The 15,458-nt window shown below is 67.3% G+C and carries 18 protein-coding genes; 12 read left to right on the top strand and 6 right to left on the bottom strand.

The features are described 5' to 3' along the window. The first annotated feature begins 196 nt into the window (after positions 1-196). The gene (locus tag EV652_RS35710; protein ID WP_132213858.1) at positions 197-859 is read left to right on the top strand and encodes a TetR/AcrR family transcriptional regulator; all 663 of its coding nucleotides are present in this window, start codon (positions 197-199) and stop codon (positions 857-859) included. 11 nt (positions 860-870) lie between these two features. On the opposite strand, the gene EV652_RS46420 is transcribed toward EV652_RS35710, so the two are convergent. After that, positions 871-1,359, bottom strand: a complete 489-nt coding sequence (locus EV652_RS46420) for an AtuA-related protein (RefSeq protein WP_439649114.1) — start codon at positions 1,357-1,359, stop codon at positions 871-873. Between the two features lie 169 nt (positions 1,360-1,528). On the opposite strand from EV652_RS46420, the gene EV652_RS35720 reads away from it, so the two are divergent. The 3 genes from EV652_RS35720 (at position 1,529) to EV652_RS35730 (ending at position 3,584) form a co-directional block, all read left to right on the top strand. After that, positions 1,529-1,975: a hypothetical protein gene (locus EV652_RS35720; RefSeq protein ID WP_132213862.1), complete on the top strand. Its 447-nt coding sequence runs from the start codon at positions 1,529-1,531 to the stop codon at positions 1,973-1,975. 215 nt (positions 1,976-2,190) lie between these two features. After that, positions 2,191-2,607: a DUF1003 domain-containing protein gene (locus EV652_RS35725; protein ID WP_132213864.1), complete on the top strand. Its 417-nt coding sequence runs from the start codon at positions 2,191-2,193 to the stop codon at positions 2,605-2,607. Further along, positions 2,604-3,584, top strand: a complete 981-nt coding sequence (locus EV652_RS35730; RefSeq protein ID WP_132213866.1) for a diacylglycerol/lipid kinase family protein — start codon at positions 2,604-2,606, stop codon at positions 3,582-3,584. Before EV652_RS35725 ends, EV652_RS35730 begins: the two co-directional genes overlap by 4 nt. A gap of 260 nt (positions 3,585-3,844) precedes the next feature. Here the strand turns inward: EV652_RS35730 and EV652_RS35735 are convergent, their stop codons facing one another. Continuing rightward, the gene (locus EV652_RS35735; protein WP_132213868.1) at positions 3,845-4,333 is read right to left on the bottom strand and encodes a VOC family protein; all 489 of its coding nucleotides are present in this window, start codon (positions 4,331-4,333) and stop codon (positions 3,845-3,847) included. Between the two features lie 29 nt (positions 4,334-4,362). Further along, on the bottom strand, positions 4,363-5,022 hold the full coding sequence (locus tag EV652_RS35740; protein WP_132213870.1) for an ArsR/SmtB family transcription factor: 660 nt from the start codon (positions 5,020-5,022) through the stop codon (positions 4,363-4,365). Positions 5,023-5,121: 99 nt separating this feature from the next. Between EV652_RS35740 and EV652_RS44295 the strand changes: the two genes are divergently transcribed. From EV652_RS44295 to EV652_RS35760, 5 genes are read left to right on the top strand one after another with little or no spacing between them, the layout of a single operon-like run. Then, the gene (locus EV652_RS44295) at positions 5,122-5,280 is read left to right on the top strand and encodes a hypothetical protein (protein ID WP_158441418.1); all 159 of its coding nucleotides are present in this window, start codon (positions 5,122-5,124) and stop codon (positions 5,278-5,280) included. Continuing rightward, complete coding sequence (locus EV652_RS35745) at positions 5,277-6,602, top strand: MBL fold metallo-hydrolase (RefSeq protein WP_132213872.1); 1,326 nt, start codon at positions 5,277-5,279, stop codon at positions 6,600-6,602. The genes EV652_RS44295 and EV652_RS35745 overlap by 4 nt, the downstream gene beginning before the upstream one ends. Beyond that, complete coding sequence (locus EV652_RS35750) at positions 6,602-7,852, top strand: MFS transporter (protein ID WP_132213874.1); 1,251 nt, start codon at positions 6,602-6,604, stop codon at positions 7,850-7,852. The genes EV652_RS35745 and EV652_RS35750 overlap by 1 nt, the downstream gene beginning before the upstream one ends. Further along, positions 7,849-8,979, top strand: a complete 1,131-nt coding sequence (locus EV652_RS35755; RefSeq protein WP_132213876.1) for a cysteine desulfurase family protein — start codon at positions 7,849-7,851, stop codon at positions 8,977-8,979. The genes EV652_RS35750 and EV652_RS35755 overlap by 4 nt, the downstream gene beginning before the upstream one ends. Continuing rightward, entirely contained in the window at positions 8,979-9,416 is a 438-nt protein-coding gene (locus EV652_RS35760) for a rhodanese-like domain-containing protein (protein WP_132213878.1), read from the top strand. Before EV652_RS35755 ends, EV652_RS35760 begins: the two co-directional genes overlap by 1 nt. Before the next feature lie 11 nt (positions 9,417-9,427). Here EV652_RS35760 and EV652_RS35765 read toward each other — a convergent pair whose 3' ends face one another. Next, positions 9,428-9,994, bottom strand: coding sequence for a TetR/AcrR family transcriptional regulator (locus EV652_RS35765; protein ID WP_132213880.1), 567 nt, complete (start codon positions 9,992-9,994; stop codon positions 9,428-9,430). Between the two features lie 66 nt (positions 9,995-10,060). On the opposite strand from EV652_RS35765, the gene EV652_RS35770 reads away from it, so the two are divergent. The 3 genes from EV652_RS35770 to EV652_RS35780 are packed head-to-tail and all read left to right on the top strand — an operon-like array spanning position 10,061 to position 12,347. Next, positions 10,061-10,699 carry a class I SAM-dependent methyltransferase gene (locus EV652_RS35770; protein ID WP_132213882.1) on the top strand — a complete coding sequence of 213 codons (639 nt, stop codon included), beginning with the start codon at positions 10,061-10,063 and terminating at the stop codon, positions 10,697-10,699. Then, positions 10,696-11,586 (top strand): ATP-binding cassette domain-containing protein, encoded by an 891-nt coding sequence (locus EV652_RS35775; RefSeq protein ID WP_132213884.1) that lies wholly within the window; start codon positions 10,696-10,698, stop codon positions 11,584-11,586. Before EV652_RS35770 ends, EV652_RS35775 begins: the two co-directional genes overlap by 4 nt. Continuing rightward, positions 11,583-12,347: a hypothetical protein gene (locus tag EV652_RS35780; protein ID WP_132213886.1), complete on the top strand. Its 765-nt coding sequence runs from the start codon at positions 11,583-11,585 to the stop codon at positions 12,345-12,347. Before EV652_RS35775 ends, EV652_RS35780 begins: the two co-directional genes overlap by 4 nt. Positions 12,348-12,773: 426 nt before the next feature. Here the strand turns inward: EV652_RS35780 and EV652_RS35785 are convergent, their stop codons facing one another. Then, the gene (locus tag EV652_RS35785) at positions 12,774-13,169 is read right to left on the bottom strand and encodes a hypothetical protein (RefSeq protein WP_199238597.1); all 396 of its coding nucleotides are present in this window, start codon (positions 13,167-13,169) and stop codon (positions 12,774-12,776) included. Between the two features lie 475 nt (positions 13,170-13,644). Then, complete coding sequence (locus EV652_RS35790) at positions 13,645-15,447, bottom strand: AfsR/SARP family transcriptional regulator (protein WP_132213888.1); 1,803 nt, start codon at positions 15,445-15,447, stop codon at positions 13,645-13,647. Positions 15,448-15,458: the final 11 nt, after the last annotated feature.

Consider the following 15,458-nt stretch of genomic DNA (forward strand, 5'->3'; position numbering starts at 1 on the left):
CGCGCCCTGCTCGCTGTGCAGGTCGTTGTGAGTCCCATGGTGACCGCTCATTACTGCTCCTTAGACGATAAGCTGACGTAATCGTCACTCACGAGCCTATCATCAGTCAAGAGCGTCTGAGGAAATCGTCATTCCTGACTGGGTCCCGCTAGGATGGGTGCCACACAACCCGAGACGAAGAGGCAGAGGAGCGGTCTTGAGCAACGCACCGACTCAGCAGGTCAATCGGCTGGACCGCCGCAAGGCCCGCACGCGAGCCGCCCTCATCCGGGCGGCGCAGTCCCTCATCGCCGAAGGCCGGACCAGCGTGCCGATCCTGGAGATCACCCAGGCCGCCGACGTCGGGATGGGCTCCTTCTACAACCACTTCGAGACCAAGGAACAGCTGTTCGACGCGGCAGTCGAAGCCGCGTTGGACGCCTACGGGCAACTGCTGGACCGGGTCACCGCCGGCATCGAGGACCCGGCCGAGGTCTTCGCATCGAGCTTCCGGCTCACCGGACGCCTCCACAGGCGCGAGCCCGAGCTGAGCCGGGTCCTGCTCAGCAATGCGCTCCGGCTGCTCAGCGCCGACAACGGCCTGGCCCCACGCGCCCGACGGGACATCGCGGCCGCCGTGGACGCCGGCCGCTTCACCGTCGAGGACCTCGACGTAGCGGTCACGATGACCGCCGGTGCGCTGATCGCTCTCGGCCAGCTCCTCCACGACCAGCCCAGCCGGGACATGGAGGCGACCACCGACCGAGTCACCGAGGACCTGCTCCGCATGTTCGGAATGACGCGACGGCAGGCGCAGCGGATCTGCTCCCTGCCGTTGCCGGATCTCGACGCGGCTGGGAACAGCGGCCCAGCAGCCTGAGGGACTCCTGCTCAGGCTGGGCCACTGTCAGCCACGGCTCCGCGAGCTCCTTCTTCAGCAGGGATTGCGGCGCCGTCGTATTGCGCGAACGAGCTCGCCAGCTCACTTGTTCGGGCAAGAGCACGGGGCTCCTCGACGGTGAGGGTCGACTGAAGCCAGTCCCACGCTTCAGCTTCGCGTACCCATACGCCGAGGTTCGCGTCCCCACCCTTGTCGCCGGCGCGGGCGTGCACGAGCTCCCCGAGAGAGGCGACGACCAGTCCGTCGGCGTTCCATAGCCACCTCGGGCTCCTCACCTCCGCCGACGAGCTAGGCCCGCTCGACTCGCGCCTCCTGACCTCCCCGAGAGGCGAGAGACGAGCTAGGCCCGCTCGACTCGCGCCTCCTGACCTCCCCGAGAGGCGAGTGAGCCACGTCGAGAAGCTGACGCTCGCCAGCCCGCTGCGCAGCGGTCGAGCGCGATGTCCACGATCATGTTGCCCTTCCGCCGGCCCCCGCATAGCACAGGGCGCCGGGTGGACCCCGCCACCGCGGACGACCAAGCTAACTGAGGATTTCGTCACATCTTCGCCCTAGCGGATTGACCTGTCCGCAGTACTGACGATATCGTCACTACTGCAGATACATTACAAGTGCCCTCACCGGGCCGGAATCCAAAGGTGGTAGCTCATGACGCAGCACACGAACTTCTCCACGCGGCTGGACGACCTGCAGAAGCGGGTTGTGACGGCCAGGTCGGCGGTGCAGACGGCCGCGACCGAGTCCGATGCACAACTCAAGGAACGGATCGATCAGGCCCAGTCCCACCTGGACCAGTCAGTTCAGAACGCACGGCAGGAGGTCTCGCAGACCGCCGAGGGCGCTCGGGCGAAGTGGGCGCAGGTGAAGGCTGACGCCGCGGCCAAGATGAGCGACGTCAAGGCGAACATGGACAAGCGGACCCACCAGGTGGACGCCAAGGTCGCCGCGAAAGACGCGAACTGGGCAGAAGCTGACGCGGCCGAAGCCCTCGACTTCGCCGACTGGGCGGTCGAGAACGCGCAGCTGGCCATCCTCGACGCCATCCACGCCCGCGCCTACGCCGACAAGCTCGCCAAGGACGCAGCCAACGCGTAGTGCCCTGATCGGACTGGTGGCCACGAAGCCCCGGTTCTCCTTGCAGCACTCGCGCCGCCGCGGGCAGGAATGGTTGACGACCTGCCCGCGGCGGCATCTTTCAAAGGAAGGTTTGCAATGACTAACGATCTGAAGACCCCGGTCCCGCTGCCTGAGGTCGCGGAGTTCCAACGCCTCGCGCCGGCTCGCGCCAAGCACGGAACAAAGGAGCAGACATGAGAGCTACCCATGCGGTACCGGTCAGCCCGGCGCTGCTGCGGCATCTCCGCGAGCGCAGCACGCGCCGGGAGAACCGGGTTGCCGACCAGATCACACTGTTCGCAGGCTCGATGAAGTTCGTCTACCTCCACGCCATCTGGTTCAGCCTGTGGATCGGCCTTGGCGTCGAGGACTATCCGTTCGGACTGCTGACGATGATCGTGTCGCTGGAGGCCATCTTCCTGTCCACATTTGTCATGATCAGCCAGAACCGCGCCGACGAGAAGCGCCAAGTGATCGCGGACGAGGCCTGGCGGACAGTCAAGGAGGAGGAGCAACAGAACGAGAGGCTGCTCCGCCTGTCCAACGAGATCCTCGATCTCACCAAGGAGATCCACGCGGCGAGCGCTGCTATGAGAGGAGCAGCGACATGAACCGTCCACGGCATCCCGCGCCGCGGCTCTCGACGCTGACGAGTCATGGTTGGCGCCCGGTCGACCCTCCTCGACAGCCTGTGCTGCTCGTCAACCCCAGGTCAGGTAACGGCGCGGCGACCCGCAACCAGATCGTCGAGCGGGCACGCGAGCGCGGAATCGAAACAGTGATCCTCGGCCCCGGCGACGACCTGAGGACGCGCGTCCTGGACGTCGTGGCCGATGGCGCAGATGCGCTCGGAATGGCGGGCGGCGACGGGTCGCTCGCGGACGTAGCAGCAGTCGCTGCTGCGCATGGGCTGCCCTTCGTCTGTATCCCAGTCGGGACACGGAACCATTTTGCCCTGGACCTCGGAGTGGACCGGCAGGACGTGCCCGGGGCTCTTGACGCGTTCACTGATGGGGTGGAGCGGCTGATCGACGTGGGCGAAGTGAACGGTCGGATCTTCCTGAACAACGTCTCCCTCGGCATCTACGGAGAGGCCGTCCAGCAGGCCAGCTATCGCGACACGAAGGTCCGCACCCTGGCGGAGACGGCGCGCAGGGTGCTCGGTCCTAGTGGGCCAATGCCAGCGCTGCGCTTCATCGACGACACCGGACGAGAGCATGCACGCCTTGCTGTGCTGCTGGTCTCCAACAATCCGTATGCGTTGAACGGTCCTGGTCTTGGCACTCGACCGACGCTCGCCAGCGGTCAACTGGGGATCCTGCTGCTCGACACACCAGACGAGAGGCAACACCCTCCGGGGCGAGCCTGGAGCGCTCCTCACCTCGAGGTCCAAGCCCCAACGACTGTGCATGCCGGCACCGATGGCGAAGCACTCGAGCTCGTTGCCCCACTGGAATTTGCCGTCCGCCCTGCTGCATTGCGGGTCCGGATCTCCGCGCGCCATCCAGGCGCTTCGCCAGCAGCCCGGATGCCTTCCCCCAGACCACGTCGAACTGCTGCGCAATCGTTGCCCCCGACCGCCGAGTAGTCAGCCAAGCCTCAGAGGTTCCTGCCTCGCTGAAAACCCCGGTCGCACGCCGCTATTCGACGGCCCTGAAATCTGCCGCTGACCTGCGGAAACCTCACCTGATGCGCATCCCGGAGATGGCTCGGCGATGACGAGACGCTGGACTTCTGAGGTGCCTTGCCAGCTTCTCACGGAGCTGTGACGGAGCAGGCCATTGCCCAAAGCAACTTGTTGAGCTCCGGCGACGCCTGGATCACCGGCCACCATCGTTCCCAGCAGGGCTAAGACCCGGCCGCGCCGAACAGCTCGGCCATCCGGCGCATCAGCTCCTCGGGTGTCACGTCCTCGATGTGCGACGCGACGGTCCATCCGTGTCCGAACGGGTCCACGATGTGCCCGTCCCGGTCGCCGTAGAACTGGTCCTCTGCCGGACGTTGCAGCGTCGCGCCGAGCTTCACCGCGAGCGCGATGACCGCATCCACGTCCTCGACGTAGATGAACAGCGAAGCGGGAGAGCCCGGCAGCCCGTCAGGGGGCGGCGCATTGGTGCCACGCTGGGGGTCCTCGTCCTCAACAATGACGACCGAGTCGCCGATCTGGATCTCTGCGTGGGCGATCGTCCCTCCCGGGCCGGGGAAGCGCATCCGCTCGGTCGCGCCGAACACCGAGCTGTAGAACTCCAGCGCCTTTACGGCGCCCGCAACGGTGAGGGTGGGCGTCACCCGGCGGTACGAATCGGGGATTGGGCTGGGCTTTGCTGCCGCTGTCATCTGGGCTTCCTCCGTCGGCACCAATCGTTCTAATGCTCGACCGGCAGGCCGGCCGTTGCCCATTCCGGGTACCCGTCCTCCAGCCGGTACGCCGCGCGGCCCTCGTGGGCGAGCAGTCTGACTGCGTCGTCGGCATACACGCAGTACGGCCCGCGGCAGTACGCCACGACCTGAGCACCGCTGGCCACCTCGCCCAACCGGTCCTGCAGTTGGTCGATTGGCAGCGAGATCGCGCCGGGCAGGTGACCTGCGACGTACTCCGCCGCCGGCCGGACGTCGAGTACGACGACGTCCCCGGCGCGGAGACGCCTCACGAGCTCGTCGCGCGTCATGCTCTCGAGCGAGCCGCGGTCGCCCAGGTAATCCTCCGCGAGCCGATCCAGGCCGGAGACATGCTCCTCGGCGGCCGCACGCATCGCCCGCCACAGCACCGCAACCGCGGGGCTCGCAAGCGCGTAGTAGATGTGGGTTCCCGACCGGCGGGTCTGCACCAGGCCGGACCGGAGCAAGCGCTGCAGATGATGCGAGGTGTTCGCGACCGACTGGTCGATCTCGGTGGCGAGCTCCTCAACCGACCGCTCCCCCTGGGCCAGTACGTCGATCAGCTCCGCCCGGCGACCGTTCGCCAGTGCCTTCGCACCCTCCGTCAGAGCGTCGAACAGTGCCGCCTTCGCCGCGTGATCGCGCATTCCTCAGCCTCCTGACCTGCCTATTCAAGCCTTTTCTTGACAATACCTCAGATTCCGGGGTCTTATTCAAGTAGTCTCTTGAACAGGGTGGAGGGGACGATGGAAACCACGTTGGCCACGAGAGCGCTGACCGAGAAGGCGCAACGGACGTACCGCCACGCCGAGAGCACAGGGGACGACTTCCACTTCGAACTGGGCGAACAGGCCTACGGCGTCAAGAGCGTCTCGGTGCTCGCCGTCAGGGAAAGGAACCGATGACGGTAGTTCCACTGGTGGACGAGGGCCTGGGCAACTCGGCCTACCTGGTCGACCTGGACGATGGCCGAGCGCTGGTGGTGGACGTCAGTGTCGACCTACGGGCCTCGACCGCGGCAGTTGAGCGGCGTGGACTGACCGTCGCGTTTGCCGCGGACACTCATCTGCACGCCGACTTCCTCTCCGGTGCGCGACGACTCGCCGCGAGCCAGGGCTCCGAGATCCTCGCCTCCGCGGCAGGTCATCGCGAGTTCGGCCACCGCGGTCTGCGCGACGGCGACGAGGTCGACCTCGGCGGGTTGCGCCTACGAGCACTTGGTACGCCGGGCCACACGCACGAGCACCTGTCATACCTCCTCCTCGACGGCGCGCATCCAGTCGGCGTCTTCACCGGTGGATCGCTGATCGTCGGCGCGGCCGCGCGCACCGATCTCGTCTCCCCTGATCGAACCGAGACGCTCGCCCGCGCGCAATACGCATCTCTGCGGCGCCTGATGAACCTGCCCGACGACGTTGCGGTCTGGCCGACTCACGGCGCCGGCTCGTTCTGCTCGGCACCGCCCGGTGCGGACCGGGTCAGCACCATCGGCCGGGAAAGGGCAACGAATCCGCTACTCCAGGTCGCCAGCGAGGACGCATTTGTGAAGGACCTGCTCGGGTCGCTCGGCAGCTTCCCGCCGTACTTCCTCAGATTGCCTGAGATCAACCGCCGCGGCCCGGCCGTCTTCGACTACGCCCCGTCCCTGCGACCCGTCGATGCCTCCGCGCTCCGGAGCATGGATGTCGAACTGGTCGACGTCCGACCGACGGACGACTTCGCAGCCGGACACATCCCGGGCGCGTTGTCGATCCCGTTGCGGCCGGCGTTCGCGTCATGGCTGGGCTGGCTGGCAGCGGACGATCGCCCCTTGATCGTCGTGCGGCGCCCTGACCAGGACGCCGAGGAGATCGCCTGGCAAGCGGCCAAGATCGGCTACAACCTCGTCGGAGAATTGAACGGCGGCATGGATGCATGGGGCGGTCAGACCGTCCGCACCCGACTGATCGGGCCGGGCGACGTCGGCGGCGCCATCCTCGACGTCCGGCAGGACTCCGAATTTCACGCCGGCCACCTCCCCCATGCCCAGCACATCGAACTCGGTTCGCTCGCCGACCGAGCCGACGAGGTACGACGTGAACCCTTGGTGGTCATGTGCGGCCACGGCGAGCGCGCGATGAGCGCCGCGAGTCTGCTCGAGCGCGCCGGGCATCAGGATCTCGCCGTACTCACGGGTGGCGCGGAGGACTGGGCGGTCGCAACTGGACACCGTCTCGAGGCCGGCTGATGCGGCTCGGGATCCGTGCCAATCTCGCCCAGTTCAGCCTGCTGGTCGCGGTCAACGCGCTTGTCGGCGGCATGCTCGGCCAAGAGCGAACGGTTCTGCCGCTGCTCGCCGAGCATACCTTCCACCTGACCGGATACACCTTCCTGCTCACCTATGTGCTCGCCTTCGGCCTGACCAAGGCAGCAACGAACTACTTCGCCGGCACCTGGTCGGACCGCTTCGGCCGCAAGCCCGTCCTGGTGGCCGGCTGGCTGATCGCCGTGCCGGTACCGCTGCTCCTCATCTGGGCACCGTCGTGGGGCTGGGTCGTCGCCACCAATGTGCTCCTGGGCGTCAACCAAGGCCTGACCTGGTCGACCACAGTGATCATGAAGATCGACCTGGCCGGCCCACACCGGCGAGGCCTGGCGATGGGTCTGAACGAGGCCGCCGGGTACGTCGCCGTCGCGGTGACGGCCCTGGCCACGGGGTATCTCGCCGCGCGCTACGGCCTGCGTCCGGCCCCGTTCCTGCTCGGATTGTCGTACGCCGCGCTCGGGCTCGGCTTGTCGGCGTTCGTCGTACGCGAGACCCGAGGACACGCACAACTGGAGGCCGCTGGACATCACGTCCGGAGCGAGTTGACGAATCGACAGGTGTTCAGTCAGACAAGCCTGCGCGAGCCGGCGCTGTCGTCGGCCAGCCAGGCTGGGATGGTGAACAACCTCAACGACGGACTCGCGTGGGGGCTGTTCCCGATCCTGTTCGCCACCACGGGGCTGTCGGTCGCACGGATCGGGATCCTTGCTGCGCTCTACCCGGCCGTTTGGGGCCTTGGGCAACTTGTCACCGGCCCGCTGTCGGATCGCTGGGGACGCAAGGGCCTGATCACCGCGGGCATGCTCGTCCAAGCCCTGGCCCTCGGAGCGATCGCCACGGCCGACAGGTTCTCGCTGTGGGCGGCGGCCGCAGTACTGCTGGGCGTCGGTACTGCGATGGTCTATCCGACACTGCTCGCCAGCATCGGAGACGTCGCCCATCCCGCCTGGCGCGCGCGGGCCGTCGGCGTCTACCGACTGTGGCGCGACGGCGGGTTCGCGGTCGGCGCGATCCTGGCCGGCCTGGTCGCGGACATCTGGGGACTGCGGACGGCGGTCTGGGTCGTAGCAGTCATCACCGCCTTGTCGGGTCTCGTGGTGGCGGTCCGAATGTATGAGACGCATCCTGCGGCGTCGCGTCGTACCAGCAAGCTCCACGAGGGGGCGCCGTGATCTACCTGGACCACAACGCGACGACACCGATCGATCCCGCCGTGACCGCTGCGGTGCTCCCCTATCTCGGCGAGGCCTTCGGCAATCCGTCCAGCGAGCATCGGTACGGCGCCGCGCCCCAAGCAGCCCTCGACCAGGCACGTCGCGACGTCGCCGCGCTGATCGGCGCGACTGACGGGCAGATCGTGTTCACAGGCTCAGGTTCGGAGGCAGACAACCTGGCGATCCGCGGCGTCGTCCTCTCGACCGGTACGGACCGGCCGCACGTGATCACTCAAGTCACCGAACATCCGGCGGTGTTGCAAGCATGCCGCGCCCTCGAGCGACTGCACGGCGTGGACGTCACCTACCTACCCGTCGACACTCACGGGCTGGTGGACCCCGGCGACCTGGAGGCGGCGATCACACCGCGGACCGTTCTCGTCTCTGTCATGGCCGCCAACAACGAGACCGGAGCGCTGCAACCGATCGCCGACCTCGCCGGCATCGCCCATGACCACGATGCGCTCTTCCATTGCGATGCCGCCCAACTGCTCGGCAGACTGCCGTTCGATATCGATGCCCTCGGCATCGACCTCGCAACTGTTGTCGGGCACAAGATGTATGCACCGAAGGGCGTCGGGGCACTCTACGTGCGTGCCGGCGTACCGCTGGAGCCGCTGGTGTACGGCGGCGGTCAGGAGCACGGCCTGCGAGCCGGCACAGAGAACGTCGCCCTAGCCGTCGGACTCGGCGCCGCAACCCGGCTCGCCGTCGAACATCTCGAGGACCAGAACCGAATCCGGAAGCTCCGCGACACCCTCCACGACAACCTCACGGAAGCCCTACCTGGGCGGGTGCTGCTCAACGGCCCGTCCGAGCTGCGCTTGCCGAACACCCTCAACATCAGCATCGAAGGCACGATCGGTGCCCAAGTGCTCCGCAACGCACCGGACCTTGCCGCGTCGACAGGCTCCGCCTGCCACAGCGGCGACCCCGATCCGTCATCCGTCCTGTCGGCCATGGGCTTCGACCGGAGTCGCGCCCTTGCGGCAATCCGACTGTCCCTCGGTCGGTCGACCACTCCCGACGACATCTATACGGCCGTCGACCAGCTCACGTCAGCCGCGCGGAGAGGCGGCGACTGATGCCCATCGACGACTGGGTAGCCAGAATCCAGGCGGAGCTGCCGCGCCTCAGTCCCGAGGAGGCGTACGACGCCGTACGGCGAAACGTGGCGATGATCGTCGACACCCGGCCCGAGTATCAACGACGAGCAGGCGGCGAAATCCCAGGAGCGATCGTCATCGAACGAAACCACCTGGAATGGCGACTCGACCCCGCCAGCACTGCGAGAATTCGCGAGGCCGTTTCGCACGACATCCAGTGGATCGTCATCTGCGAAGGCGGGTACTCCTCGAGCCTCGCAGCTTGCTCTCTGCGGCAACTCGGCCTGCTCCGCAGTACCGACGTTGTCGGTGGGTTCCAGGCCTGGCAGGCAGCCCACCTGCCGGTCAACCACCCCAAGATCCCGACCCGGCCAGCCGACCCCGCCATCATGAGCCAGCCGCCGCCGGTGCGGTGATCAACCCCTGGCTACGCACTGATCGCAGTGACGGCCGCGGCAATGACCTGGGTGATCCTGGCAACTGCGGCGTCCGGTTCCGGTTGCCCGGCATCGAGCCACGCCATCACGCCCTCGACCGCGATCGTCGGGATCAGCTCCGTCGCCCACTGGAGACGCTGCGGATCGGAGATCGCATCACGCAGGTACGGCTCCGCGGTCGCCTTCATGGCCGCTCTGAGCTCGTCGGCATGCCTGCGGAACTCCGGCTCCCTACCCGACTGGCGGAAGAACAGCCGGAAGCCGTCCGGGTCCCGCTGAGCAGCTGCGACGAGCGCTCCGAGACTGCCAGGCGTCAGGTGATCTGGATGTCCGGTGGCCACCCGGAGCCGATCACTGACATCGGCGAGCACTGCCTCGTACAGCTCCGCCTTCGACTCGAAGTGCCGGTAGATCAACACCCGGCTGACGCCGGCCTCGGCAGCCACCTCGTCCAGACCGGTCGCCGCGAAGCCGCCTCGCGCGAACGCCCGCGCCGCCGCCGCGATCAACGCCTGCCGACGCTCCGGCCGCTTCAGCAATCTGCCGCGCTCCGGCATCGAACCACCTCGCAACTGTTTACTCCCATGTTGACACTTTCATGTTAACACCGCATCGTGGTCGCCATGAGTGCACATCCCATCTTCGCCCGGATGTACTCCCGGATTCGTCCGCTGATGGATCGACAGGGCGCCGTCGAGCACCGACGCCGCCTCCTTGCCGACGCAACCGGCCGCGTGATCGAAATCGGCGCCGGCGACGGCGGCAACTTCGCCTTGTACCCGGCCGCCGTGGCCCACGTCCTCGCAGTCGAACCCGAGCCATACCTCAGGTCGCAGGCCCAGAGCCGCGCGGAGCGCGCCATCACCTCGATCAACGTTGTGGACGGCACCGCGGAGCGCCTTCCAGCCACCGACGAGTCCGCGGACGTAGTGGTGGCCTCGCTCGTGCTCTGCTCGGTGGCCGACCAGCAAGCTGCACTGGCAGAGGCCTTTCGCGTGCTGAGACCACGCGGTGAACTTCGGTTCTACGAACACGTCGCCGCTGAGCCCGGCCGACGGCTTGGCACCGTTCAACGGATCGCCGACGCCACGTTGTGGCCACTGCTCATGGGCGGCTGCCACGTCCACCGCGACACCTCAACAGCTATCACCGCCGCGGGGTTCGTGATCCAGGAACTCGATCGCTTCGAGTTTCCACCCGATCAGCCGAGCCCCGCTGCACCGCACATCCTCGGCAGAGCCATCCGCCCGGAGGCAACATGACCGAAACCGAAGGCATCACGGTCCGCGGCCTGTCCAAGTCGTTCGCTGCGGTACGGGCCGTGGACAACCTGACCTTCGACGCAGCGCCCGGAACCGTCACCGGGTTCCTCGGCCCCAACGGCGCCGGCAAGTCCACCACACTGCGAATGATCCTCGGGCTGGTCCGGCCGGACTGCGGAACCACCACGATCGACGGACAGAGCTACCACGAACTACCCATCCCGGCCGCCGTGGCGGGGGCGGCGCTCGACGCAGAAGGCTTCCACCCAGGACGAGCAGGCCGAACCCATCTACGCATCTACTGCCACACCAGCCGCGTCCCGATTCAACGCGCCGACGACGTACTCGACATGGTCGGCCTCACCAACGCCGCACACCGACGGATTGGCGGGTACTCGCTCGGCATGCGGCAACGACTCGCGCTTGCAGTCGCTTTGCTCGGCGATCCACAGGTCCTGATCCTGGACGAACCTGCCAACGGACTCGATCCCGAAGGCATCGTCTGGATGCGCACCCTCCTCCGCCAGCTCGCCGACGAAGGACGGACCATCCTCGTGTCCAGCCACGTACTCACCGAGATGCAGCACCTCGCCGACAACGTGGTCATCATCAACCACGGCCAGCTGCTCTACCAGGGCCCGACCCAACAGGCATCAGTCATCGATGTCCGGACGCCGCAAGCCGACGCGCTGCGCCTCACACTCGCCCACCGAGACGGTGTCACCATCGAAACCCTCACACCGGACCGGCTCCTCGTCACCGGACTCGACGCGGCCGCCGTCGGCCGCACCGCATTCGAGGCCGGCATCGAACTTGCCTGGCTCGCGGAACGAACCGGGAGCCTCGAGAACCTCTTCTTCGCCCTCACCTCAGCGGAGCGCTCATGACGCCCCTGATCCAATCCGAGGTCGCCAAGCTGTTCGCCACCCGGCTCTGGCTCGCGATCCTGCTGGCCACCATGGCGCTCACCGCGCTCTTCGCCAGTCTCAATATCGCGTTCAACAACAGCCCTGACACCCTCGCACCGCCCCTGGCCACCGCCGCGGGACAGCAACTGCTGTTCGCCACCAGCGCCGGCGGAGCACAACCACTGGTCGCGGTCCTCGCAGCGATCGGTATCACCGGCGAGTACCGCCACCGAACCGCGGCCACCACCTTCCTGCTCGCGCCGGCTCGACGCCGTGTTCTGCTCGCCAAACTCATCACGTACGGCGTGACCGGTGCGGCGTACGCGATCGCCTGCATCGCCACGGTTTACATCATCAGCCGACCATGGCTCGATGCCCGCGGCATCAACCTCACGCTCACCGGCAACGGCATCCCCGCCACACTCGCCGGGGTCGTCCTCGCCGTCACCCTCTTCGCACTCCTCGGCGTCGGCCTCGGAGCCTGCCTACGCGACCAGATCGCCGTCGTCGCCGGCCTCCTCATCTACCTGTTCGTCGCCGAGCCCATACTCACCCGCATCCCCGCCCTCCAAGATTGGACCATCTACCTCCCCGGCCCGGCAGCCAACGCCCTGACCCACACGACCCTCACCAACCAAACCTTCCTGACCCCCTGGCAAGGCGGCGTAGCACTCGCGAGCTACGCACTACTCGCCACCGCCATCGGACTCCGCTCCATCACCCACCACGACCTCACCTGAACCACCACCTCCGCAGTCGACACCAGCTCCCGGAGCTCGCCGACTCGACCGACGCGCAGCAGAAGAGACCGAGACATCGCCGGCCGCCAACCTCCGCCACCCCACCAGCCAACCCCTGAATTCAAGGCAACCGCCAACAACGCCCCAACGCCGTCACATCTTGCACCCAAGGCGTTTCAGCCGAGCGAATCGGATATTCCGGCACCTCGCGGGGCCTGCCGTTGAGCCATCATGGACAACCTTCCGACCCCATTTGGCACTGATCCAACTGCGCGAACGCACGTCTGTGCGCACTGCGCCACAACCTTCACCGCTGGCAGATCCGACCAATGGCTCGGAGAGCTGAGACGGGTAGCTGCAGACATTGCACGCCGTGCCGGCAGTGGCTCGTGTATCCCGATCGAAGGTTCTCCGGCAAGTGTGTGGTCAGGACTTGAGGGATTCGTAGGCGCCGCGGAGTTCTGTGGCTTCGGGGAGGCCGCAGGCGTCGACGGCTTTGATGACTTCTTTGGCGCGCCAGAAGTTGGAGGGGACGAGGCGGCCGGAGGTGAGGGCATGGGGTTGACCCGGTTCACCGTGCTCTGCCAGTTGCGTCGCCGTACGCAATCTGGCCGCTGCCGCCGGGCGGTTTGCGAGGTCGATGGAGCACGTCGCGGCTAGGAGGGAAAGCCAACTCCCTATGACGACCAGGCGGCGGTGTTCTGCGAGTGTCTTGCGGTCGTCAAGCAGCTGACCGACGTAGGCGAGATGACGCCGGACCCGCAGTAACAGAAGATCTGGCGGCGTCGCCGGATAGGCGATCGCGAGCTCGTCGACGGCCACGTCGACGCTTCGATCACACCGCGGTCGATCGAGCGATAGCCCGCGCGCAGAAGGGCGGGTGGGAGCCGGTGGCGAGCACGCGACGGAGGAGCGCGCGTAGCGCCGGCGTGGGTTACGACCTGATGCGCATCCCGGAGATGGCTCTCGCTATCACCAGGCGCTGGATTTCGGAGGTGTCTTCGAAGATGGTGTAGATCTGTTCCGGCCGTGTCGCCGCTGGCTCGCGGAGGGCCGAATGTGGCCTCTGAGTGCGGTTATGCGTTCCATCAAGGCTCGCGAGTGATCGTTGTCTGTCGTCGTCTCACATAGCTGTGACGGAGCAGGCATTTGCCTACAGCAACGTTAATGACCCCTGAGTCGCGACCGGGCTTCAGGGCCTGGAGGCCGTCACTTAGTGCCTGAGCCGCATTCAATGCCGTCCATCGCGCTCGTTTCACGGCGTTCGCCGGGTGATGGGTGGGCTCGGCCGGTGAGGTCAGTCGGTCCGGAGGACTGCGGGGTTGTCCACCTCGGCTGCGAGGACGGCGGCTGCTTCGGCCGCTGCTCGATCGCCGCTGCGGCTGCGATGCAGGTAGGCGCGGGCCACGAGCTCACGCATCCCGGTTCGCGTCGCGAGGACCTCGAGATCGGCGGCCCACTGCGTCGCGTCGCCTCGGTGGCGTTCAATCGCGAGCTCACACAGGGCGTCGAGACAGTAGCCTTCGACCCAGAGCCAGGCGTCCGGCAGCCGGATACAGCGCATGCGCGCCTCGGTGACCCAGCGCATCGCCGACTCCGTGTCTCCGCGGCGGTTGGCGACGAGGCCTTTCCCGCGTGCGGCGAGTCCTTCCCAGCACGGGTCACCGAGCTGGAGCGACAGAGCGTAGGCGTGGTCGTATGCCGAGGCTGCGGCGTCTATGTATCCCTCGGCCAGGTCGACGTCGGCCAGCAGTGACTCGGGCAGCGGGATGAAGGCCGTCCAACGCAACTGGCGCGCTCGGGCCAGTGCCGCTTCGAGCGCCTTGCGTGCGAGCACGAGCTCTCGGCGCAGCAGGCGGATGCGGCCGATGAAGGTCAGCGCCCAGGTCTCGACCGAGCCGACGTCTGCAGCCTGGGCCACGCGCAACGCCTCGCCAAGCTCGTATAGGGCGTCGGCGTGCCGGCCGACGTCGGTCAACGCCACTCCTTGGATGGCGTGAGCCCACGCCAGTTCGGCCGGGTCGTTGCCGGCGAGCGAGACCGCTCCGTGGAGCCAACGCTGAGCCCGGTCATATCGGCCGCGAAGGAGTTCGACGTACCCGAGCTCCCGATGGGCCTGAGCGGCCAGTGTGTCGTCGTCGATGCGGTGGGCGACCTCGATGGCCTCCAAGAGAACGCCGGCGCCTTCGCCGTCGCGGCCGCGGACGCCGTGCACGAGCGCCGAGCCGAGGGCGACGAGCGCCTTTGTTTGAATGGCTGGGTCGTCGATCTGGTGCGCCTCCGCGACTGCCCGGCGCAGGGCGGCCACGGCGGCATCGACCGCGCCGGCGTCCATCGCGGCGAGTCCGGTCTCCAGGCCCGCGGTCACGCTCGCGATCGTCGGCGGTTGCTCGCGTGCGTCGGGCAGGGGGCTCGGGTCGGCGGCGTCGAGGACCGCCTGTCCGGGATCCGTACCGAGCTCGCGGCGGAACAACGCGATGCACGAATCCCGTTGCCGTCGCGCTGCCGCCCGGTCACCCGCGGCGGCGTACGCGCGGATCAGCAACTCTTGGGCGTCCTCGTCGAAAGGGCTGGCGGCGACAACTCGAATGGCAAGCTCCACGGCCCGCTCTGCGTCGCCGGCGGCGAGTTTGGCCCGCGCCGCCTCACGAAGCGCGTTCTCTGCGGCCGCCGAGAGTCGCCGCCGCTCGGCCAGCAGCCATGCCTCGAACGCCGGGCTGGACGGGAACGTCATACCTTCGAGGAGTTCGCGGCCCAGCCCAGGAACGCCGAGCGCCTGCACCCACGTGCCCGTCGTCAGGGCGCGTACGTCGACGAAGCTGCCAGGGGGAAGCCGAAGTTCTACCGGGCCACCGCTGATGGTCGCCTTTGGGCCCAACAGTCGACGCAGCTGGCTGAGGTTCCAGCTCAGCGCGTTGAACGGGTCGTCGGCATCCGAGAAGAGCAACTCGGCGAGCCACTCGCGACTGGGCGCCGAGGCGGTCGTGAGCAGATAGGCGAGAAGCGCCCACCCCTTGCGACCGCGGGGAGCAGGGCGCGGTTCCTCGCCGCTGCTCACATGCGGCTCGCCGAGCAGGTGGATCGCGAGTGTTCCCGGCACGTTCACAGTAT

It is taken from the genome of Kribbella steppae (assembly GCF_004342025.1).
In the GTDB taxonomy this organism is placed as follows: Bacteria; Actinomycetota; Actinomycetes; order Propionibacteriales; family Kribbellaceae; genus Kribbella; species Kribbella steppae.

Coding starts and splice junctions, on each gene's coding strand:
- EV652_RS46420 (WP_439649114.1), bottom strand. CDS start 1,359: ATGCGGGGGCCGGCGGAAGGGCAACATGATCGTGGACATCGCGCTCGA.
- EV652_RS35720 (WP_132213862.1), top strand. CDS start 1,529: ATGACGCAGCACACGAACTTCTCCACGCGGCTGGACGACCTGCAGAAG.
- EV652_RS35725 (WP_132213864.1), top strand. CDS start 2,191: ATGAGAGCTACCCATGCGGTACCGGTCAGCCCGGCGCTGCTGCGGCAT.
- EV652_RS35730 (WP_132213866.1), top strand. CDS start 2,604: ATGAACCGTCCACGGCATCCCGCGCCGCGGCTCTCGACGCTGACGAGT.
- EV652_RS35735 (WP_132213868.1), bottom strand. CDS start 4,333: ATGACAGCGGCAGCAAAGCCCAGCCCAATCCCCGATTCGTACCGCCGG.
- EV652_RS35740 (WP_132213870.1), bottom strand. CDS start 5,022: ATGCGCGATCACGCGGCGAAGGCGGCACTGTTCGACGCTCTGACGGAG.
- EV652_RS44295 (WP_158441418.1), top strand. CDS start 5,122: ATGGAAACCACGTTGGCCACGAGAGCGCTGACCGAGAAGGCGCAACGG.
- EV652_RS35745 (WP_132213872.1), top strand. CDS start 5,277: ATGACGGTAGTTCCACTGGTGGACGAGGGCCTGGGCAACTCGGCCTAC.
- EV652_RS35750 (WP_132213874.1), top strand. CDS start 6,602: ATGCGGCTCGGGATCCGTGCCAATCTCGCCCAGTTCAGCCTGCTGGTC.
- EV652_RS35760 (WP_132213878.1), top strand. CDS start 8,979: ATGCCCATCGACGACTGGGTAGCCAGAATCCAGGCGGAGCTGCCGCGC.
- EV652_RS35765 (WP_132213880.1), bottom strand. CDS start 9,994: ATGCCGGAGCGCGGCAGATTGCTGAAGCGGCCGGAGCGTCGGCAGGCG.
- EV652_RS35770 (WP_132213882.1), top strand. CDS start 10,061: ATGAGTGCACATCCCATCTTCGCCCGGATGTACTCCCGGATTCGTCCG.
- EV652_RS35775 (WP_132213884.1), top strand. CDS start 10,696: ATGACCGAAACCGAAGGCATCACGGTCCGCGGCCTGTCCAAGTCGTTC.
- EV652_RS35780 (WP_132213886.1), top strand. CDS start 11,583: ATGACGCCCCTGATCCAATCCGAGGTCGCCAAGCTGTTCGCCACCCGG.